Raw genomic sequence first — 14,312 nt, forward strand, 5'->3', positions numbered from 1 at the left:
CACTGCGCCAGTAAACCATGATGTTAATGTGACATCAATGGCTGTCCAGAGCATTTTTTACAGGTCAGTTATGACAATCAAGAAGCGCCATTTGCAGCCGATAACCTCACATAAGTGAATTCATCAGAACAAGCCCAGGAGTCATTGATGGCCGGCATTCTCGACACGGTAGACCAACGCACGCAACTGGTGGGTGAGAATCGCCTGGAAATTCTCATGTTTCGACTGGCCGGGCGGCAGTTGTTTGCGATCAACGTGTTCAAGGTTCAGGAAGTGCTGCAACTGCCGAAGCTGACCCTGATGCCGCAGCGTCACCCGTTCGTCTGCGGTGTGGTCAACCTGCGCGGGCAGACCTTGCCGGTGATCGACCTGTCCCAGGCGATCGGCATGCGCCCGCTGGTGCCAGGGCCGAACAGCACGATCATCGTCACTGAATACAACCGTTCGGTGCAGGCCTTCCTGGTGGGCGGCGTCGATCGCATCGTCAACATGAACTGGGAAGCCATTCTGCCGCCGCCGACCAGCGCCGGTCGCCAGCATTATCTGACGGCCATCAGCAAGGTCGACGATCAGTTGGTGGAAATCATCGACGTGGAAAAAGTCCTCGCCGAAATCGTCCCCTACAACGCCAAGGTCTCGCGTGACAAACTCGATGATCCGGTGCTGGAACGCGCCCGTGGCCGTGAAGTGCTGCTGGTCGACGACTCCAACGTGGCGCTTTCGCAGCTGCGCGACACCCTCGGCCAGCTCGGGGTGAAAATGCACATTGCCAGTGACGGCCTCAAGGCGCTGAACATGCTCAAGGCCTGGGCCGATACCGGCGTGCACATGACCGACAAGTTGCTGATGATCTTCACCGACGCGGAAATGCCGGAAATGGACGGCTATCGTCTGACCACCGAAATTCGCAACGATCCGCGCCTGCGCGGCCTTTACGTGGTGCTGCACACCTCGCTGTCGGGCAGCTTCAACGATTCGATGGTGAAGAAGGTCGGCTGCGACAACTTCCTGTCCAAATTCCAGCCGGACAAACTGGTCGACGTGGTGCGTCAGCGTTTGATGCTCGACGAAGTCCCGGCCTGACGGCATCAGGAGCGGGCAGGTCGCAATTGCGAACTCACTTGCGCTGCGTAGATTGGATCGAACAGCGCTTTGGCGAGCAGGCGCGCTTCCACACTTTGATTCCGCCACACGGCTCGTATAGGGTGGCGCTTCAATCACAAGGAGCTGGCCATGCTGCGTCTGAGCGCGCTTTATCGTTACCCGTTGAAATCCGGCAAGGGCGAAGTGCTGCAAAGCGCCGAGCTGGACAAGCTGGGGCTGACGGGCGATCGACGCTGGATGCTGGTAGACGAGGCCAGCGGGCGCTTCCTGACTCAGCGTGCCGAAGCACGGATGAGTCAGCTGTCGGCGCTGTGCAATGCCGATGGCGGCCTGACACTCGCGACGCCCGGGCAAGGCTCCATCGATATTCCCTTGCCGGCGGATGATGCCGAACTGCGCGGCGTGACCATCTGGCGCGATACCTTGCGCGTGCCGGATGCCGGCGACGCGGCGGCGCGCTGGGTCAGCGAGTTCCTTGGCAAGCCGACACGCCTGGTGCAGATGCCGCTGGATCGAGCACGCACGACACAATCGGGTTTCGGCCACGATAACGATCAAGTCGCCTTCGCCGACGGCTATCCGTTGCTATTGATTGGCGACGCTTCGCTGCAGGACCTTTCCGGCAAGGTCGGGCGTTCGCTGGAGATGCTGCGTTTCCGGCCGAATCTGGTGATCGAAGGCAGCGCGGCTTATGCCGAGGATGGCTGGAAGCGTATTCGTATCGGCGATATCGAGTTTCGCGTGGTCAAGCCGTGCTCACGCTGCATCATGACGACCGTCGACCCGCAAACCGGCGAGCGCAGTGCCGACCGCGAACCGTTCGCCACCCTGCAAAAACATCGGGCCACAGCCGATGGCGCAATGTTCGGGCAGAACCTGGTCAATGACAGTAACGGTCGACTCGAAGTCGGGATGCCGGTGGAAATTCTCGAATAAATAAGTTTGCAGGCATAAAAAAAGCCCGCGTCGTTGTACGCGGGCTTTTTTTTGTGCTGGATAGAACCGCCGTATCAGCCGCGGTATTCACACAGGTAGGCAGTGTCGACCGCGACCTTCAGCTGGAACTTGCTGTTGGCCGGTACATTGAACTGGCTGCCGGCGGCGAAGGTTTCCCAGTCGCTGCTGTCGGGCAGCTTGACGGTCAGGGCGCCCGACACGACGTGCATGATTTCACGCTGGCTGGTGCCGAATTCGTATTCGCCCGGGGCCATGACGCCGATGGTCGCCGGACCTTCAGCAGTGCCAAAGGCGATCGACTTGACGGTGCCGTCGAAGTACTCGTTGACTTTAAACATGGGCGATTCCTCGAAAAGGGCTGAAAAGGGGCCGGCCAGTATGCCCAAGGCTTTCAGCCCCGTCACGTCTCTAAAGCGGCAACACCAGCGGCAATAACCGCGCCGTGTTGCGCGCATCCTCCAGCGCCCGGTGCTGCTGACCGCTGAACTGCAGGCCGGCCAGTTGCAGCGCACCGTTGAGGCCCAGTGGCCGCTCGAGGCGGCGGGCCTTGGCGAAGCGTTGTTTGAGGTTCATGTGCGGCACGCGGCTGAGGCCACTGTCGATGTGCAGGCGCTGCCACTCCTGCAGCAACTGCTGGCGATCGTAATCGCCCCAGCTGACCCACCCCTCGAGGCGCGACTGGTGCTGTGCCAGCCAGCGCTCGAAGGCCGGCCAGACCTCATGCAGCGGTTGCGCGGCATCGATATTGGCCTGGGTGATGTGCGTCAGTTCCCGGCAAAACGTGGTGAGCAAGGGCCGCCGCGTCGGTTTGACGAAACGCTGGAAGTGATCCTGCTCGCGTCCGGCGCGATCAACCAGGGTCGCGCCGATCTCGATAATTTCCATTTCGGTGACCGGCCAGCCACCCTCGTCGGTGGTGGCTTCCAGATCTATGACCAGCCAGTGGGGCATCGCAGGGTTCCTGATTTTCGCGTTCTGATATCTCAGAGCGTAGTCAAAACCCGCATCGGCGTGTGGGCGACTACTCGACCTGCAACAGAACCTGACGATTTTTTACCTGATCGCCAACCTTGACTTGCACCCGCTTGAGCACGCCGTCGATGCCGGCCTTGAGCGGGTGCTCCATTTTCATTGCCTCCAGTACCACCAGCAACTGGCCTTTGCTGACCGTGCTGCCTTCGCTGACCAGGACGTCGACGATGGCGCCGTCCATCGGCGCTTTCAAGGTGCCGGAGCTGACGCTGGTCTGACTGTCGATCACCGCATGAGTTCGATCCTCCAGCCGCAGACTGCCCGGATGGGTGAACAGCCAGAGCTCTGCGCCCGCCAGTCGACAGGCGTGGCGCTGGCGCACGCCGTTGACGGTCAGCGTCAGCGAATGCGCGTCGAGGTCGATGAGTTGCAGGTCGATCGTGCGTCCACCGAGGCTAACCTGAAAGACGTCTGGCCCTTGAGCGTGCAGTTGCAGCGTCCAGTTCTGCTCATCCAAGCCGAGGCGATAAGTCAGCGGTACGCTGGCGTTGTTGCGCCAGCCGCTCAGTGGCTGACGATGGTTGCGCGCACTGGTTTGATAGAACAGCAGCGCCGCAATCGCCAGTTCCTCGGCGCTGGGTGCATAACGATGCAGGTCGGGGTGATTGCTGAAATGCTGGGCAATGAACGCGGTACTGAATTGGCCACTGACGAATTGTTCATGCTGTAACAGGCTGGCGAGCAGGCGCTGATTACTTTGCACGCCTAACAACACGGTGTCTTGCACCGCGCGCAACAGCTTGCGTCGCGCCTCTTCCCGGGTGGCACCATGGGCGATCAGTTTGCCCAGCAGCGGGTCATAGAACGGGCTGACCGCTTGCCCTTCGAGCAAGCCGTGATCAATCCGCACACCATGGCCCAGCGCCGGCTCCCAGGCCTCGATACGTCCGGTCTGCGGAAGAAAATCCTGCGCCGGATCTTCCGCATACAACCGCACCTCGATGGCGTGGCCGTCGAGTTGCACCTGATCCTGAGTCAGCGGCAGTGGCTGGCCCTCGGCAATCTGTAATTGCCACGCCACCAGATCGACACCAGTGATCAATTCGGTGACCGGGTGTTCGACCTGCAGGCGCGTGTTCATCTCCAGAAAATAGAACTGCCCTCGTGCATCGAGCAGAAATTCCACGGTGCCGGCGCCGACATAATTCACCGCGCGGCCAGCCTTCAACGCCGCTTCACCCATAGCTTGGCGCAACTCGGTGGTCATGATCGGGCAGGGCGCTTCTTCGATGACTTTCTGATGGCGTCGCTGGATCGAACAGTCGCGCTCGCCCAGATAAATCAAGTTGCCGTGACGGTCGCCGAACAACTGCACTTCCATATGCCGAGGTTCAAGCACGGCCTGTTCAAGAATCAATTCATCACTGCCAAAACCGTTTAACGCTTCCGAGCGCGCGGTGCGCAATTGCGCCGGCAGCTCAGCCGCACTGTGCACCAGGCGCATGCCGCGCCCGCCACCGCCGGCACTGGCCTTGATCATCAACGGATAGCCGATGCGCTCGGCTTCACGCAACAAGGTCGCGTCGTCCTGCGCGGCGCCCTGATAACCGCGGATGCACGGCACGCCGGCCTCTAGCATGGCGATCTTCGACAGGCGTTTGCTGCCCATCAGTTCGATGGCTTCGACGCTGGGGCCGATGAAGGTCAGCCCGGCCTGTTCGCAGGCGCGGGCGAATTCGGCGTTTTCCGAGAGAAAGCCATAGCCGGGATGGACCGCGTCGGCGCCGCTGCGGCGGGCGGCGTCGAGGATTGCCGGGATGTTCAGGTAGGACTGCTGCACCGGGGCCGGGCCGATACGCACGGCCTGATCGGCCATCTTTACGTGCAGCGCATCGGCGTCGGCATCGCTGTAGACGGCAACGGTCCGATAGCCGAGGGCCTGGGCGGTGCGCTGGATGCGGCAGGCGATTTCACCGCGGTTGGCGATCAGGATTTTGTGGATGACGGGCATGTTGGGTTTCCTGAAGTTGTAGCGGTGGATGTGGCGGCCTCATCGCTAGCAGGCTAGCTCCCACAGGTTTTTTGAACGACGCAAAACCCCTGTGGGAGCTAGCCTGCTAGCGATGCTTTTAAAAGGCCCATCGAGGCTTGCGCTTTTGTACAATAGCCAGCGTGCCCTCGACGCCTTCTTCGCCCGTCACCGCTTCGCTGAACCACTGCGCGGCCTGATCAAGCAATTCACTCGACGGCTGCCCGGCACTGGCCAGCAGCAACTGCTTGGTCATGGCATTCGCCTGCGGCGCGCAACGCAGTACCTGCTGCAACACCTCATCGAGCCGTTCGGCCAGCGCCTGGGCATCGCGCTCGACAAAATGCACCAGCCCCAGTTGCCGAGCCTGATCGCCATCGAAACGCGCTGCGGTCAGTGCCAGACGGCGGGTTTCTGTGAGGCCGATGCGCTGCAGCACAAACGGTGCGATCTGCGCCGGAATCACGCCGAGACTGGTTTCCGGCAGACCGAACTGCGCCTGATGGTCGGCAATCGCGACATCGCTGACGCAGGCCAGCCCGAAACCACCGCCGAGCACCGCGCCTTGCAGCACGCTGATCAATACCTGCGGTGTGTTTTGCGCTTCTTCGAGCAGGGCACCGAAGGCCCGGTTCAGCTCGCGATAAGCCTCGCCACCTTGAGTACGGGCGCTGGCCATGTCCTTGATGTCGCCACCAGCGCAGAAATGCCCGCCGGCGCCGCTGAGCACCAGTGCGCGAATATCGAGCTTTTCACCAACGGCGGCGAACACCGCACGCAACTCGCTGACCATCTGCAGGCTCATCGCATTGCGGCTGTCCGGCCGGTTGAGCGTGACGTGCAGGACGCCGCCATGCAGTTCCAGCAACAGCGTCTGGCACTCTGGCAGGTGGCTCATTTCTTTTTCCCCGGCAGGATGCCCATCAGCTTGCAGATGATCCCCAGCATGATTTCATCGGCACCGCCGCCGATCGATACCAGCCGCACATCGCGATAGGCGCGCGCCACCGGGTTGTCCCACATGAAGCCCATGCCGCCCCAATATTGCAGGCAGCTGTCGCTGACCTCTCTGCCCAGCCGACCGGCCTTGAGCTTGGCCATCGATGCCAGCCGGGTGACGTCCTGGCCTTTGATGTACTGCTCGGTGGCCTGATAGACCAGCGCACGCAGGCACTCGATTTCGGTCTGCAACTCGGCGAGGCGGAAGTGAATCACCTGATTGTCGATCAGCGCATTGCCGAAGGTCTTGCGCTTCTTGCAGTACTCGATGGTGCTGTCGACGCAATATTCCAGGCCCTTGATCATATTGGCCGCGCCGAACAGGCGTTCTTCCTGAAACTGCAGCATCTGCATCATGAAACCGGCGCCTTCGTGGCCGATGCGGTTGCGCTGTGGCACGCGTACGTTATCGAAGAACACCTGGGCGGTTTCCGAGCTGCGCATGCCGAGCTTGTCCAGATGTGAGCTGAGACTGATGCCGGGCGTGTTCATCGGCACCATGATCAGCGACTTGTTGATGTGCGGCTTGTCATCCGACGTGTTGGCCAGCAGGCAGATGAAGTCGGCGCTCGGCGAGTTGGTGATCCACATCTTGCTGCCGTTGATCACGTAATCGTCGCCGTCCTTGCGCGCGGTGGTCTTCAGCCCGGCGACGTCGGAGCCGGCGCCGACTTCGGAGACGCCGATGCAGCCGACCTGCTCACCGCTGATCGCCGGGCGCAGGAACTCTTCGCGCAGTGCATCGGAACCGAAGCGGGCCAGCGCCGGCGTGCACATGTCGGTCTGCACGCCGATCGACATCGGAATGCCGCCGCAATGAATGGTGCCGAACTCCTCGGCGGCAACGATCGAGTAACTGTAGTCGAGGCCCATGCCGCCGAATTTTTCCGGTTTGGAAATCCCCAGCAAACCCAGCTCACCGGCCTGACGGAAAATCTCGTGGATCGGAAAGCGTCCGGCCTTTTCCCATTCATCGACGTGCGGGTTGATCTGATTGTCGACGAACTGGCGAACGGTACGGCGCAGCGCTTCGTGTTCCGGGGTGAAGATCATTGTTCTTGTTCTCCGTAAGATCCGTGACGGTCAGAAGCGGCTGACGCCGAAGCTGTTGGGTTGCAGCTTACGAACGTCGGCTTCGTGGCAAATGTCCAGCAGATAGCCGAGCAGGGTGCGCGTGTCGCGCGGGTCGATCAGCCCGTCGTCCCACAGGTTGGCGCTGCCGTAGAGCGCCGTGGACTGGCTGTCGAGTTTCTGCGCGGTGACCTGTTCGAGCATGTCGAGCATTTTTGGGTCCGGCACCAGGCCGTCCTTCAATTGTTTGGCCTCGGTGACGATGCGCAGCACCTTGCCGGCCTGCGCGCCGCCCATCACTGCGGTGCGGCTGTTCGGCCAAGCGAAAATGAAGCGTGGATCGAGACCGCGTCCGCACATCGCATAATTGCCGGCACCGTAGGAGCCACCGACCACCAGAGTCAGTTTAGGCACCCGGGCATTGGCTACCGCTTGAATCAGTTTCGAGCCGTGTTTGATCACGCCTTGCTGTTCCGATTCGGTGCCGACCATGAAGCCGGTGGTGTTGTGGAAAAACAGCAGCGGGATCTGGCTCTGGTCGCACAGCTGGATGAACTGCGCCGCTTTGCTCGCACCGTTCGGGGTGATCGGGCCGTTGTTGCCGATGAAGCCGCAGGCGCGGCCCTGAATCTTCAGATGACCGCACAGGGTCTGCTGATCGTATTCGCCCTTGAACTCGACGAAGTTCGATTCATCGGCGATGCGCGCGATGATTTCGCGCACGTCGTAGGGCTTTTTCGGATCGTCCGGGATCAGCCCGAGCAATTCGTCGATGGGGTAGAGCGGCTCGTTGTATTGCAGCTCCGGCCGCCACGGCAGTTGTTCGTTCCACGGCAGCATGCGCAGGATATCGCGGACCTGGCGCACGCCATCGGCATCGTTTTCCGCCAGGTACTCGGCGGTCCCGGCGACCTGCGCGTGCATCTCGGCGCCGCCAAGTTCTTCGTCAGTGGCGACTTCACCGGTGGCCGCCTTGAGCAGCGGCGGCCCGGCGAGAAACAGCTTGGCCTTGCCACGCACCACCACCACATAATCCGACAAACCGGGCTGATAGGCGCCGCCAGCGGTGGCCGAGCCATGCACCACGGTAATCTGCGGCAAACCCAGCGCTGACAGCCGCGCCTGATTGGCAAAGCTGCGCGCGCCTTCGACGAAAATCTCCGCGGCGTAATTGAGATTGGCGCCGCCGCTTTCGGCGAGGGTGATCATCGGCAGTTTGTTTTCCAGGGCGATCTGTTGCAGGCGCAGGGATTTTTTCAGGCCGCTGGGCGAGATCGTCCCGCCCTTGATCGCGCTGTTGTTCGCCACCACCATCGCGCGAATACCGCAGACGTAACCGATGCCGGCAATCAAGCCGCCACCGGCCGCGCTGCCGTCCTTGTCGTCGTGCAGTTTGTAGCCGGCCAGACTCGCCAGCTCCAGAAACGGCGCGCCGGGATCGAGCAACAGGTTCAGCCGTTCGCGCGGCAAAAGCTGCCCGCGCTGAGCGAATTTCGCCTTGGCTTCGGCGGCCTTGTTCAGCAGGTTCTGTTCCAGTTGCTGCACGTGTTCGATGGCGGCGAGCATCGCCGTACGGTTACGTGCGAAGGCTTCGCTGTGCGGGTCGAGTTGCGACTGGATCTGTGCCATGGCTTATTCCTTGTCCTTGAGCACGTCAGGCAGGTACGTCCGATGAAATCCGTTGAACGACTCGCTGTGCGTGGCTTTATGCAGGGGCCAGGCGCGACTGCCGAGGCTGGCCGCGCCGTCGATTTTCAAGGTGCTGCCGCTGATGAACGCCGCCGCCGGGCTGAGCAGGAACACGATCGCCGCGCTGACTTCCGATTCGGTGCCGATGCGCTTGAGCGGCACATGCTCGCGCAAGGTCGGAATCACCGCTTTGAACGCGCCTTGGTAAGTGTCCATGCCGCTGGAAGCGATCCAGCCCGGCGCCACCGAATTGACCCGCACCCCGGCATAACCCCACTCGACGGCCGCGGTTTTGGTGAAGTTGTCCATGCCCGAGCGCGCAGCGCCAGAGTGGCCCATGCCGGGCATGCCACCCCACATGTCGGCGAGCATGTTGACGATGTTGCCGCCGTGTTTGCTCATCGACTGGTTGAACACTTCCCGGGCCATCAGAAATCCACCGACCAGATTGGTCCGTAGCACGGTCTCGAAACCTTTCTGATTGATCGACGCCAGCGGCGACGGATACTGGCCGCCGGCATTGTTGACCAGACCGTGAATCGGCCCGTGTGCGGCAATCAGCTCACTGACCAGCTGTTTTACCGCTTCTTCATAGCGGATATCGCAGGCCTGCCAGTGCGCGCGACCGCCGTCCTCGGCGATTTCTGCGGCGACGCGTTCGAGCTTTTCAGGCTTGCGCCCGACCAGCAAAACGTTGGCGCCAAGCGCCGCCAGTTCATGCGCGGTACAACGGCCGATGCCGCTGCCGCCACCGGTGACGATAATGCTCTGGCCGCTGAACAGCCCGGCCTGGAAAATCGATGCGTAGGCCATGAAGCTCAACCTCTAGTCGAGTTGTTCGGCGATGCTCTGCGGCACCGGTATGCGGATTTCCAGCAGTTGCTGGGCGAACGCCTTGCCTTGCGGATCGATGCGCAGACTGGCGACACCGCCGCCGCCGAGGGCGTTTTCCAGCAGGAAGTTAAGGCTGTGGGTGCCGGGCAGGTACCAGCGCTCGACCCGACCGTTAACCGGGTCGAGCACATGGCGCATCCAGTCTGCGACCACCGCTGGCGTCAGCGCTGCGGCGATCCACGGCAGATATTCGGGTTTGCGCGGCATGACGCCGATGTTGCTGTGATTGCCTTTGTCGCCGGAACGCGCGACCGCGAGTTTGACCAGCGGCACAGAAGCATCGGCGCGGCCCTGCGGTTCGGGCGGGTGATGGGGCAGGGGGGCGGTTTGGCTTTGCGGTGCGGCAGGTACCGGCAGGCTGCACGGATGATGTTCGCCAGCCATGTCGACGTGCAGCGTGCAGACGCTTTTATCGATCAGAAACGAAAACAGGCGGATCAGCGGGTACACCGTCGGACGACCGCCGACGATGCCGGTCAACCCCGGCGCCATGCCCGTTGCGGCCTGAGCGATTTCCCTGGAAAAAAGAACCAGCGCTCGTTTGTCCGGGTGGCGCACGGCGAGTTTGATCACCACTTCGCGGCTGTCCTGACGCTGACCGTGCGGGCCGTAGGTGGCCTCGCTGCCGAGCAGTTCGACATGGGTTTCGCTGTAGGCCGCCCAGCCGCGCTGGCTGAACATTTCAGCGGTTTTGTCGATGATCGCCTGACTGACGCGCTGCGCCTTGGCGACCGCATCGATGCCGGCGATCAGGCAACTGGCGGTGCAGCGAAAGCCGTCCGGGTAAGTCGCGCTGACCTTGTATTGGTCGCTGGGTGGCAGGCCTTTGGCACCCTGCACATGGACGGTGTTTTTGCCGTGTTGCCGCAGTTCGACCTGAGTGAAATCACAGATCACATCGGGCAGCCGATACGCCTGTGGATCGCCGATTTCATAGAGCATCTGTTCGCCGACGGTCAGCGCTGTGATCAGGCCGCCGCTGCCTTCGGGTTTGCTAACAGTGAACTGGCCGTCGGCGCTGACCTCGACGATCGGAAAACCGATGTGTTCGTAATCCGGCACGTCGCGCCAATCGGTAAAGTTGCCGCCGGTGCATTGCGCGCCGCATTCGATGATGTGCCCGGCCAGTGCGGCCTGGGCCAGTTTGTCGTAGTCGTGCCACGACCAGCCGAACTCGTGCACCAGCGCCGCGCTGACCACGGCGCTGTCGACCACCCGGCCAGTGATGACGATATCGGCGCCCAGCCGCAGCGCTTCGACGATGCCCGGTGCGCCAAGGTAGGCGTTGGTCGACACGCACAGTGGCGGCAGCGGGGCGCCAGTGAACATTTCAGTGATACCGCTGAGCTGTCGCAGTTGCGGCTGCAGGTCATCGCCAAGCAGCACAGCGATTTTCAACGCGACGCCGGCGCGATCACACGCGGCTTGCAGGGCGGCGGCGCAGGCCTGTGGATTGACCCCGCCGGCGTTGCTGATGACGCGGATATTTTGTTCCGCCAATTGCGCCAGCAGCGGTGTCAGCACTTCGATGAAATCAGTGGCGTAGCCGGCCTGTGGGTCTTTCATGCGTGCGCCGGCCATGATCGACATCGTGATCTCGGCCAGATAATCGAATACCAGATAATCCAGGCGCCCGCCGGCGACCAGTTGCGCGGCGGCGGTCGACGTGTCTCCCCAGAAGGCGCTGGCGCATCCGATCCGCACGGTATTTGGCATTTTTATCTCCGACTCAGCGATCTGCGACAGAAGTGTCTGGAGGCTACCAAGCAAGCGCTTGGTTTGTAAACACCTGAAACTATCTTCTGCCCAAGCGCTTGCTTGGTTGCCGCTGGCGGCTTAAATTGCGCGCAACCCTGCGGTTTCAGGGGGCAAGACACTGATCGACTGTAGGAGAGAACGGGTGGACGAGCAAAAAGCCCTGAGGGTCATGCGCGATTTGGTCGACAGCGGCCAGTTGACCGACCCCGACAGCGCCCGCGGCAAATTGCTGCAAGTGGCGGCTCACCTGTTTCGCAACAAAGGCTACGAGCGCACCACGGTGCGTGATCTGGCCGGCGCGGTCGGTATCCAATCGGGGAGCATTTTTCATCACTTCAAGAGCAAGGACGAGATCCTGCGTGCGGTGATGGAAGAAACCATTCGCTACAACACCGCTTTAATGCGCGCGGCGCTGGCCGATGCCGCCGGTGTCCGCGAACGCGTGCTGGCGCTGATCCGCTGCGAATTGCAGTCGATCATGGGCGGCAGCGGCGAGGCCATGGCGGTGCTGGTCTACGAGTGGCGCTCGCTGTCCGAAGAAGGCCAGGCCAAAGTGCTGGCGCTGCGCGACGTCTACGAAGACATCTGGTTGCAAGTACTGGGTGAAGCCAAGGACGCCGGATTTATCCGTGGCGACGTTTTTATTACGCGACGTTTCCTGACCGGCGCACTGTCCTGGACCACCACCTGGTTCCGTGCCGGCGGCAGTTTGAGCCTCGATCAGTTGGCCGACGAGGCGCTGATTCTGGTCCTCGAAGAGCGCTGAGCCACTTTCTATCCGGCCGGGAAACTGGCTAACTGGGCGAAACCGCCTAGCTTGAATGCATTGATCGGTATTTTTTCGGGGAGTGGGGTGTTTTGAAGTCTTTGCCAATTCGGACCGTCGCGGGATTGATGCTCGCAGCGCTGGCTGCATTATGGGTATTGCCCGCTCAGGCAGCGCAATTGGTCCGGGTCGGCGCGGCGCATTTTCCGCCCTACACCATTCGCCCGGAAAACGGCGCCGACACCGGTCTGCTGCCGCAATTGGTCGAGGCGCTGAACCGCCTGCAAAGCGAGTATCAGTTTGTCCTGGTGCCCACGTCGATTCCCCGGCGTTTCGGTGATTTCAAGCAGGGCCGGATCGACATGGCGATCTTCGAGAACCCTGAATGGGGCTGGAAAGACATCCCCCACAGCGACGTCGACATGGGCCTTGAAGATGCCGAGATTTTCGTCGCGCAGCGTGCAGATGGCCGTCAGCAAAACTATTTCGCCGACCTCAAAGGCAAGCGTCTGGCGCTGTTCAGCGGCTATCACTACGAATTCGCGGCCTTCAACGCCGACCCCAAATTCCTCGCGCAGCAATTCAACGCGACGCTGACCTATTCCCACGACAGCAACCTGCTGATGGTGCTGCGCTCACGCGCCGACATCGCCCTGGTGACCCGCTCATACCTGAGCGATTACCTGCTGCGTAACGAGAAGGTGCGTGATGAGTTGCTGGTGTCGCAGCGTGTCGATCAGATCTATCACCACTATGCGATTCTGCGCCCGGCGGCACCGATCAGCGGCGTGGCCTTCGGCAAGCTGTTGCAGGGGCTGCGCGACAACGGCGAAATGCTGAAGATTTTCGATCCGTACAAAATCGCCGTGGTGCCGGTACTCAATCGCTGAGACGCCATTTGCGCTGAAAGCCTAAATTTCCGCCTGCCGCTCACGTCACATCGTCTAACTGTCGACGATTATCGTGAGCCCGCCCCATGTCCAATCTGAATGACCTGACTGCCCTGGCTTTGCCTTCGGGCAGTCAACTGATCGCTGATGCCAGTGAAAGCCGTTTGAGCCTGAGCCTCGACGGCCAGCCGCTGATTCGCCTGCGCCTTGATCGTGACGCGAAGGGCCCGATCCAGATCGATGAGCGCTTCGCGTTGCCGCCCGGCCAGGCGCTGTGGGCCGCCTGTTACTGGCTGTTTGCGCGTGATCCGGCGTGCCAGCAACTGACCTGGCAACTGGATCAGCCGCCGACCGAAGCCTTGCTCAGTGGTTTGTTGATAAGCACCGAGGTGAGCGGCGAATATCGTTGCGAACGCACGCTGTTCTGGCAATTGCCGCAACCCTGGCTCGGCCAGTCGTTGACCGGCAGTTATCCGCAACAAATGATCATCAGCGAAGGCAAACGCCATCCCCGGCGCCCGGTCAAACCGCGCGGTGAAGTCTATCGGCGTTTCGACGCACGGCTTGGCGCGTGGATTTCCCTGCGCACCGTCGAAATTGAAAATGATCTACCGCGCTTCAACCGTTGGCAGAACAGCCCGCGGGTGGCCAGTTTCTGGCAGGAAGAGGGCAGCCTCGACAAGCACCGAGAGTACCTCAGTAAACTCGACGCCGACCCGCACACGCTGACCTTGATCGGCTGTTTCGACGATCAACCGTTTGCCTATTTCGAAGCTTATTGGGCCAAGGAAGATCGCATCGCGCCGTTCTACGATGCCGACGATTACGATCGCGGCATTCACATGCTGGTCGGTGAGGAAGACCACCGCGGCCCGCACAAAGTGGCGAGCTGGTTGTCGGCGCTGGTGCATTACCTGTTTCTTGATGATCCGCGCACGCAACGAGTGGTCGCCGAACCGCGTGCCGACAACGCGAAGATGATCAGTCACATGCACAATCAGTGTTTCCACTGCGAGAAGGAATTCGACTTCCCGCACAAGCGCGCGGCGCTGATGATGCTCGGGCGTGAACGGTTTTTTGATCGCTGCAAGCTGGCTTGATGATCGAGTGATCTTGAGACCGCTATCGCCAGCAGGGCTGGCTCTCACACGGGGTTTGTGTCGTCCACGAAACCCCTGTGGGA

At 61.4% G+C, this 14,312-nt stretch carries 13 protein-coding genes and 2 pseudogenes; 5 read left to right on the forward strand and 10 right to left on the reverse strand.

Annotated elements, in window-relative coordinates:
- Nucleotides 1-147: 147 nt before the first annotated feature.
- Nucleotides 148-1,083, forward strand: a complete 936-nt coding sequence (locus tag J3P75_RS09015) for a chemotaxis protein CheV (RefSeq protein ID WP_090284879.1) — start codon at nucleotides 148-150, stop codon at nucleotides 1,081-1,083.
- Nucleotides 1,084-1,233: 150 nt separating this feature from the next.
- Nucleotides 1,234-2,040: an MOSC domain-containing protein gene (locus tag J3P75_RS09020; RefSeq protein WP_434709970.1), complete on the forward strand. Its 807-nt coding sequence runs from the start codon at nucleotides 1,234-1,236 to the stop codon at nucleotides 2,038-2,040.
- 74 nt (nucleotides 2,041-2,114) lie between these two features.
- Here the strand turns inward: J3P75_RS09020 and J3P75_RS09025 are convergent, their stop codons facing one another.
- From J3P75_RS09025 to J3P75_RS09070, 10 genes and pseudogenes are all read right to left on the reverse strand, one after another.
- On the reverse strand, nucleotides 2,115-2,399 hold the full coding sequence (locus tag J3P75_RS09025) for a pyrimidine/purine nucleoside phosphorylase (protein WP_007940055.1): 285 nt from the start codon (nucleotides 2,397-2,399) through the stop codon (nucleotides 2,115-2,117).
- Nucleotides 2,400-2,469: 70 nt separating this feature from the next.
- Nucleotides 2,470-3,012 carry an exonuclease domain-containing protein gene (locus J3P75_RS09030; protein ID WP_434709971.1) on the reverse strand — a complete coding sequence of 181 codons (543 nt, stop codon included), beginning with the start codon at nucleotides 3,010-3,012 and terminating at the stop codon, nucleotides 2,470-2,472.
- Nucleotides 3,013-3,082: 70 nt separating this feature from the next.
- Nucleotides 3,083-3,274, reverse strand: a complete 192-nt coding sequence (locus J3P75_RS09035) for a biotin/lipoyl-containing protein (RefSeq protein WP_434711246.1) — start codon at nucleotides 3,272-3,274, stop codon at nucleotides 3,083-3,085.
- Nucleotides 3,275-3,391: 117 nt separating this feature from the next.
- Nucleotides 3,392-3,604: pseudogene (locus tag J3P75_RS09040) on the reverse strand (3-methylcrotonyl-CoA carboxylase); the annotation flags it as partial.
- Nucleotides 3,577-5,044: pseudogene (locus J3P75_RS09045) on the reverse strand (acetyl-CoA carboxylase biotin carboxylase subunit); the annotation flags it as partial. The pseudogenes J3P75_RS09040 and J3P75_RS09045, both read right to left, overlap by 28 nt.
- Nucleotides 5,045-5,162: 118 nt before the next feature.
- Entirely contained in the window at nucleotides 5,163-5,960 is a 798-nt protein-coding gene (locus tag J3P75_RS09050) for an enoyl-CoA hydratase/isomerase family protein (protein WP_434709972.1), read from the reverse strand.
- Entirely contained in the window at nucleotides 5,957-7,114 is a 1,158-nt protein-coding gene (atuD, locus tag J3P75_RS09055) for a citronellyl-CoA dehydrogenase (protein ID WP_434709973.1), read from the reverse strand. Before atuD ends, J3P75_RS09050 begins: the two co-directional genes overlap by 4 nt.
- A 30-nt stretch (nucleotides 7,115-7,144) precedes the next feature.
- On the reverse strand, nucleotides 7,145-8,761 hold the full coding sequence (gene atuC, locus J3P75_RS09060; RefSeq protein ID WP_434709974.1) for a geranyl-CoA carboxylase subunit beta: 1,617 nt from the start codon (nucleotides 8,759-8,761) through the stop codon (nucleotides 7,145-7,147).
- Between the two features lie 3 nt (nucleotides 8,762-8,764).
- Nucleotides 8,765-9,634, reverse strand: coding sequence for an SDR family oxidoreductase (locus tag J3P75_RS09065; protein WP_434709975.1), 870 nt, complete (start codon nucleotides 9,632-9,634; stop codon nucleotides 8,765-8,767).
- 12 nt (nucleotides 9,635-9,646) lie between these two features.
- The gene (locus J3P75_RS09070; RefSeq protein ID WP_434709976.1) at nucleotides 9,647-11,431 is read right to left on the reverse strand and encodes an acyclic terpene utilization AtuA family protein; all 1,785 of its coding nucleotides are present in this window, start codon (nucleotides 11,429-11,431) and stop codon (nucleotides 9,647-9,649) included.
- A 184-nt stretch (nucleotides 11,432-11,615) separates the two neighbouring features.
- Between J3P75_RS09070 and J3P75_RS09075 the strand changes: the two genes are divergently transcribed.
- The 3 genes from J3P75_RS09075 (at nucleotide 11,616) to J3P75_RS09085 (ending at nucleotide 14,229) form a co-directional block, all read left to right on the forward strand.
- The gene (locus tag J3P75_RS09075) at nucleotides 11,616-12,239 is read left to right on the forward strand and encodes a TetR/AcrR family transcriptional regulator (protein WP_434709977.1); all 624 of its coding nucleotides are present in this window, start codon (nucleotides 11,616-11,618) and stop codon (nucleotides 12,237-12,239) included.
- Between the two features lie 92 nt (nucleotides 12,240-12,331).
- Nucleotides 12,332-13,129, forward strand: coding sequence for a substrate-binding periplasmic protein (locus tag J3P75_RS09080; protein WP_434709978.1), 798 nt, complete (start codon nucleotides 12,332-12,334; stop codon nucleotides 13,127-13,129).
- 86 nt (nucleotides 13,130-13,215) lie between these two features.
- A complete protein-coding gene (locus J3P75_RS09085) occupies nucleotides 13,216-14,229 on the forward strand; it encodes a GNAT family N-acetyltransferase (protein ID WP_434709979.1) in 1,014 nt (337 codons plus the stop codon).
- Nucleotides 14,230-14,312 lie beyond the last annotated feature (83 nt).

It is taken from the genome of Pseudomonas sp. R1-1, from assembly GCF_051132135.1.
Lineage (GTDB): Bacteria > Pseudomonadota > Gammaproteobacteria > Pseudomonadales > Pseudomonadaceae > Aquipseudomonas.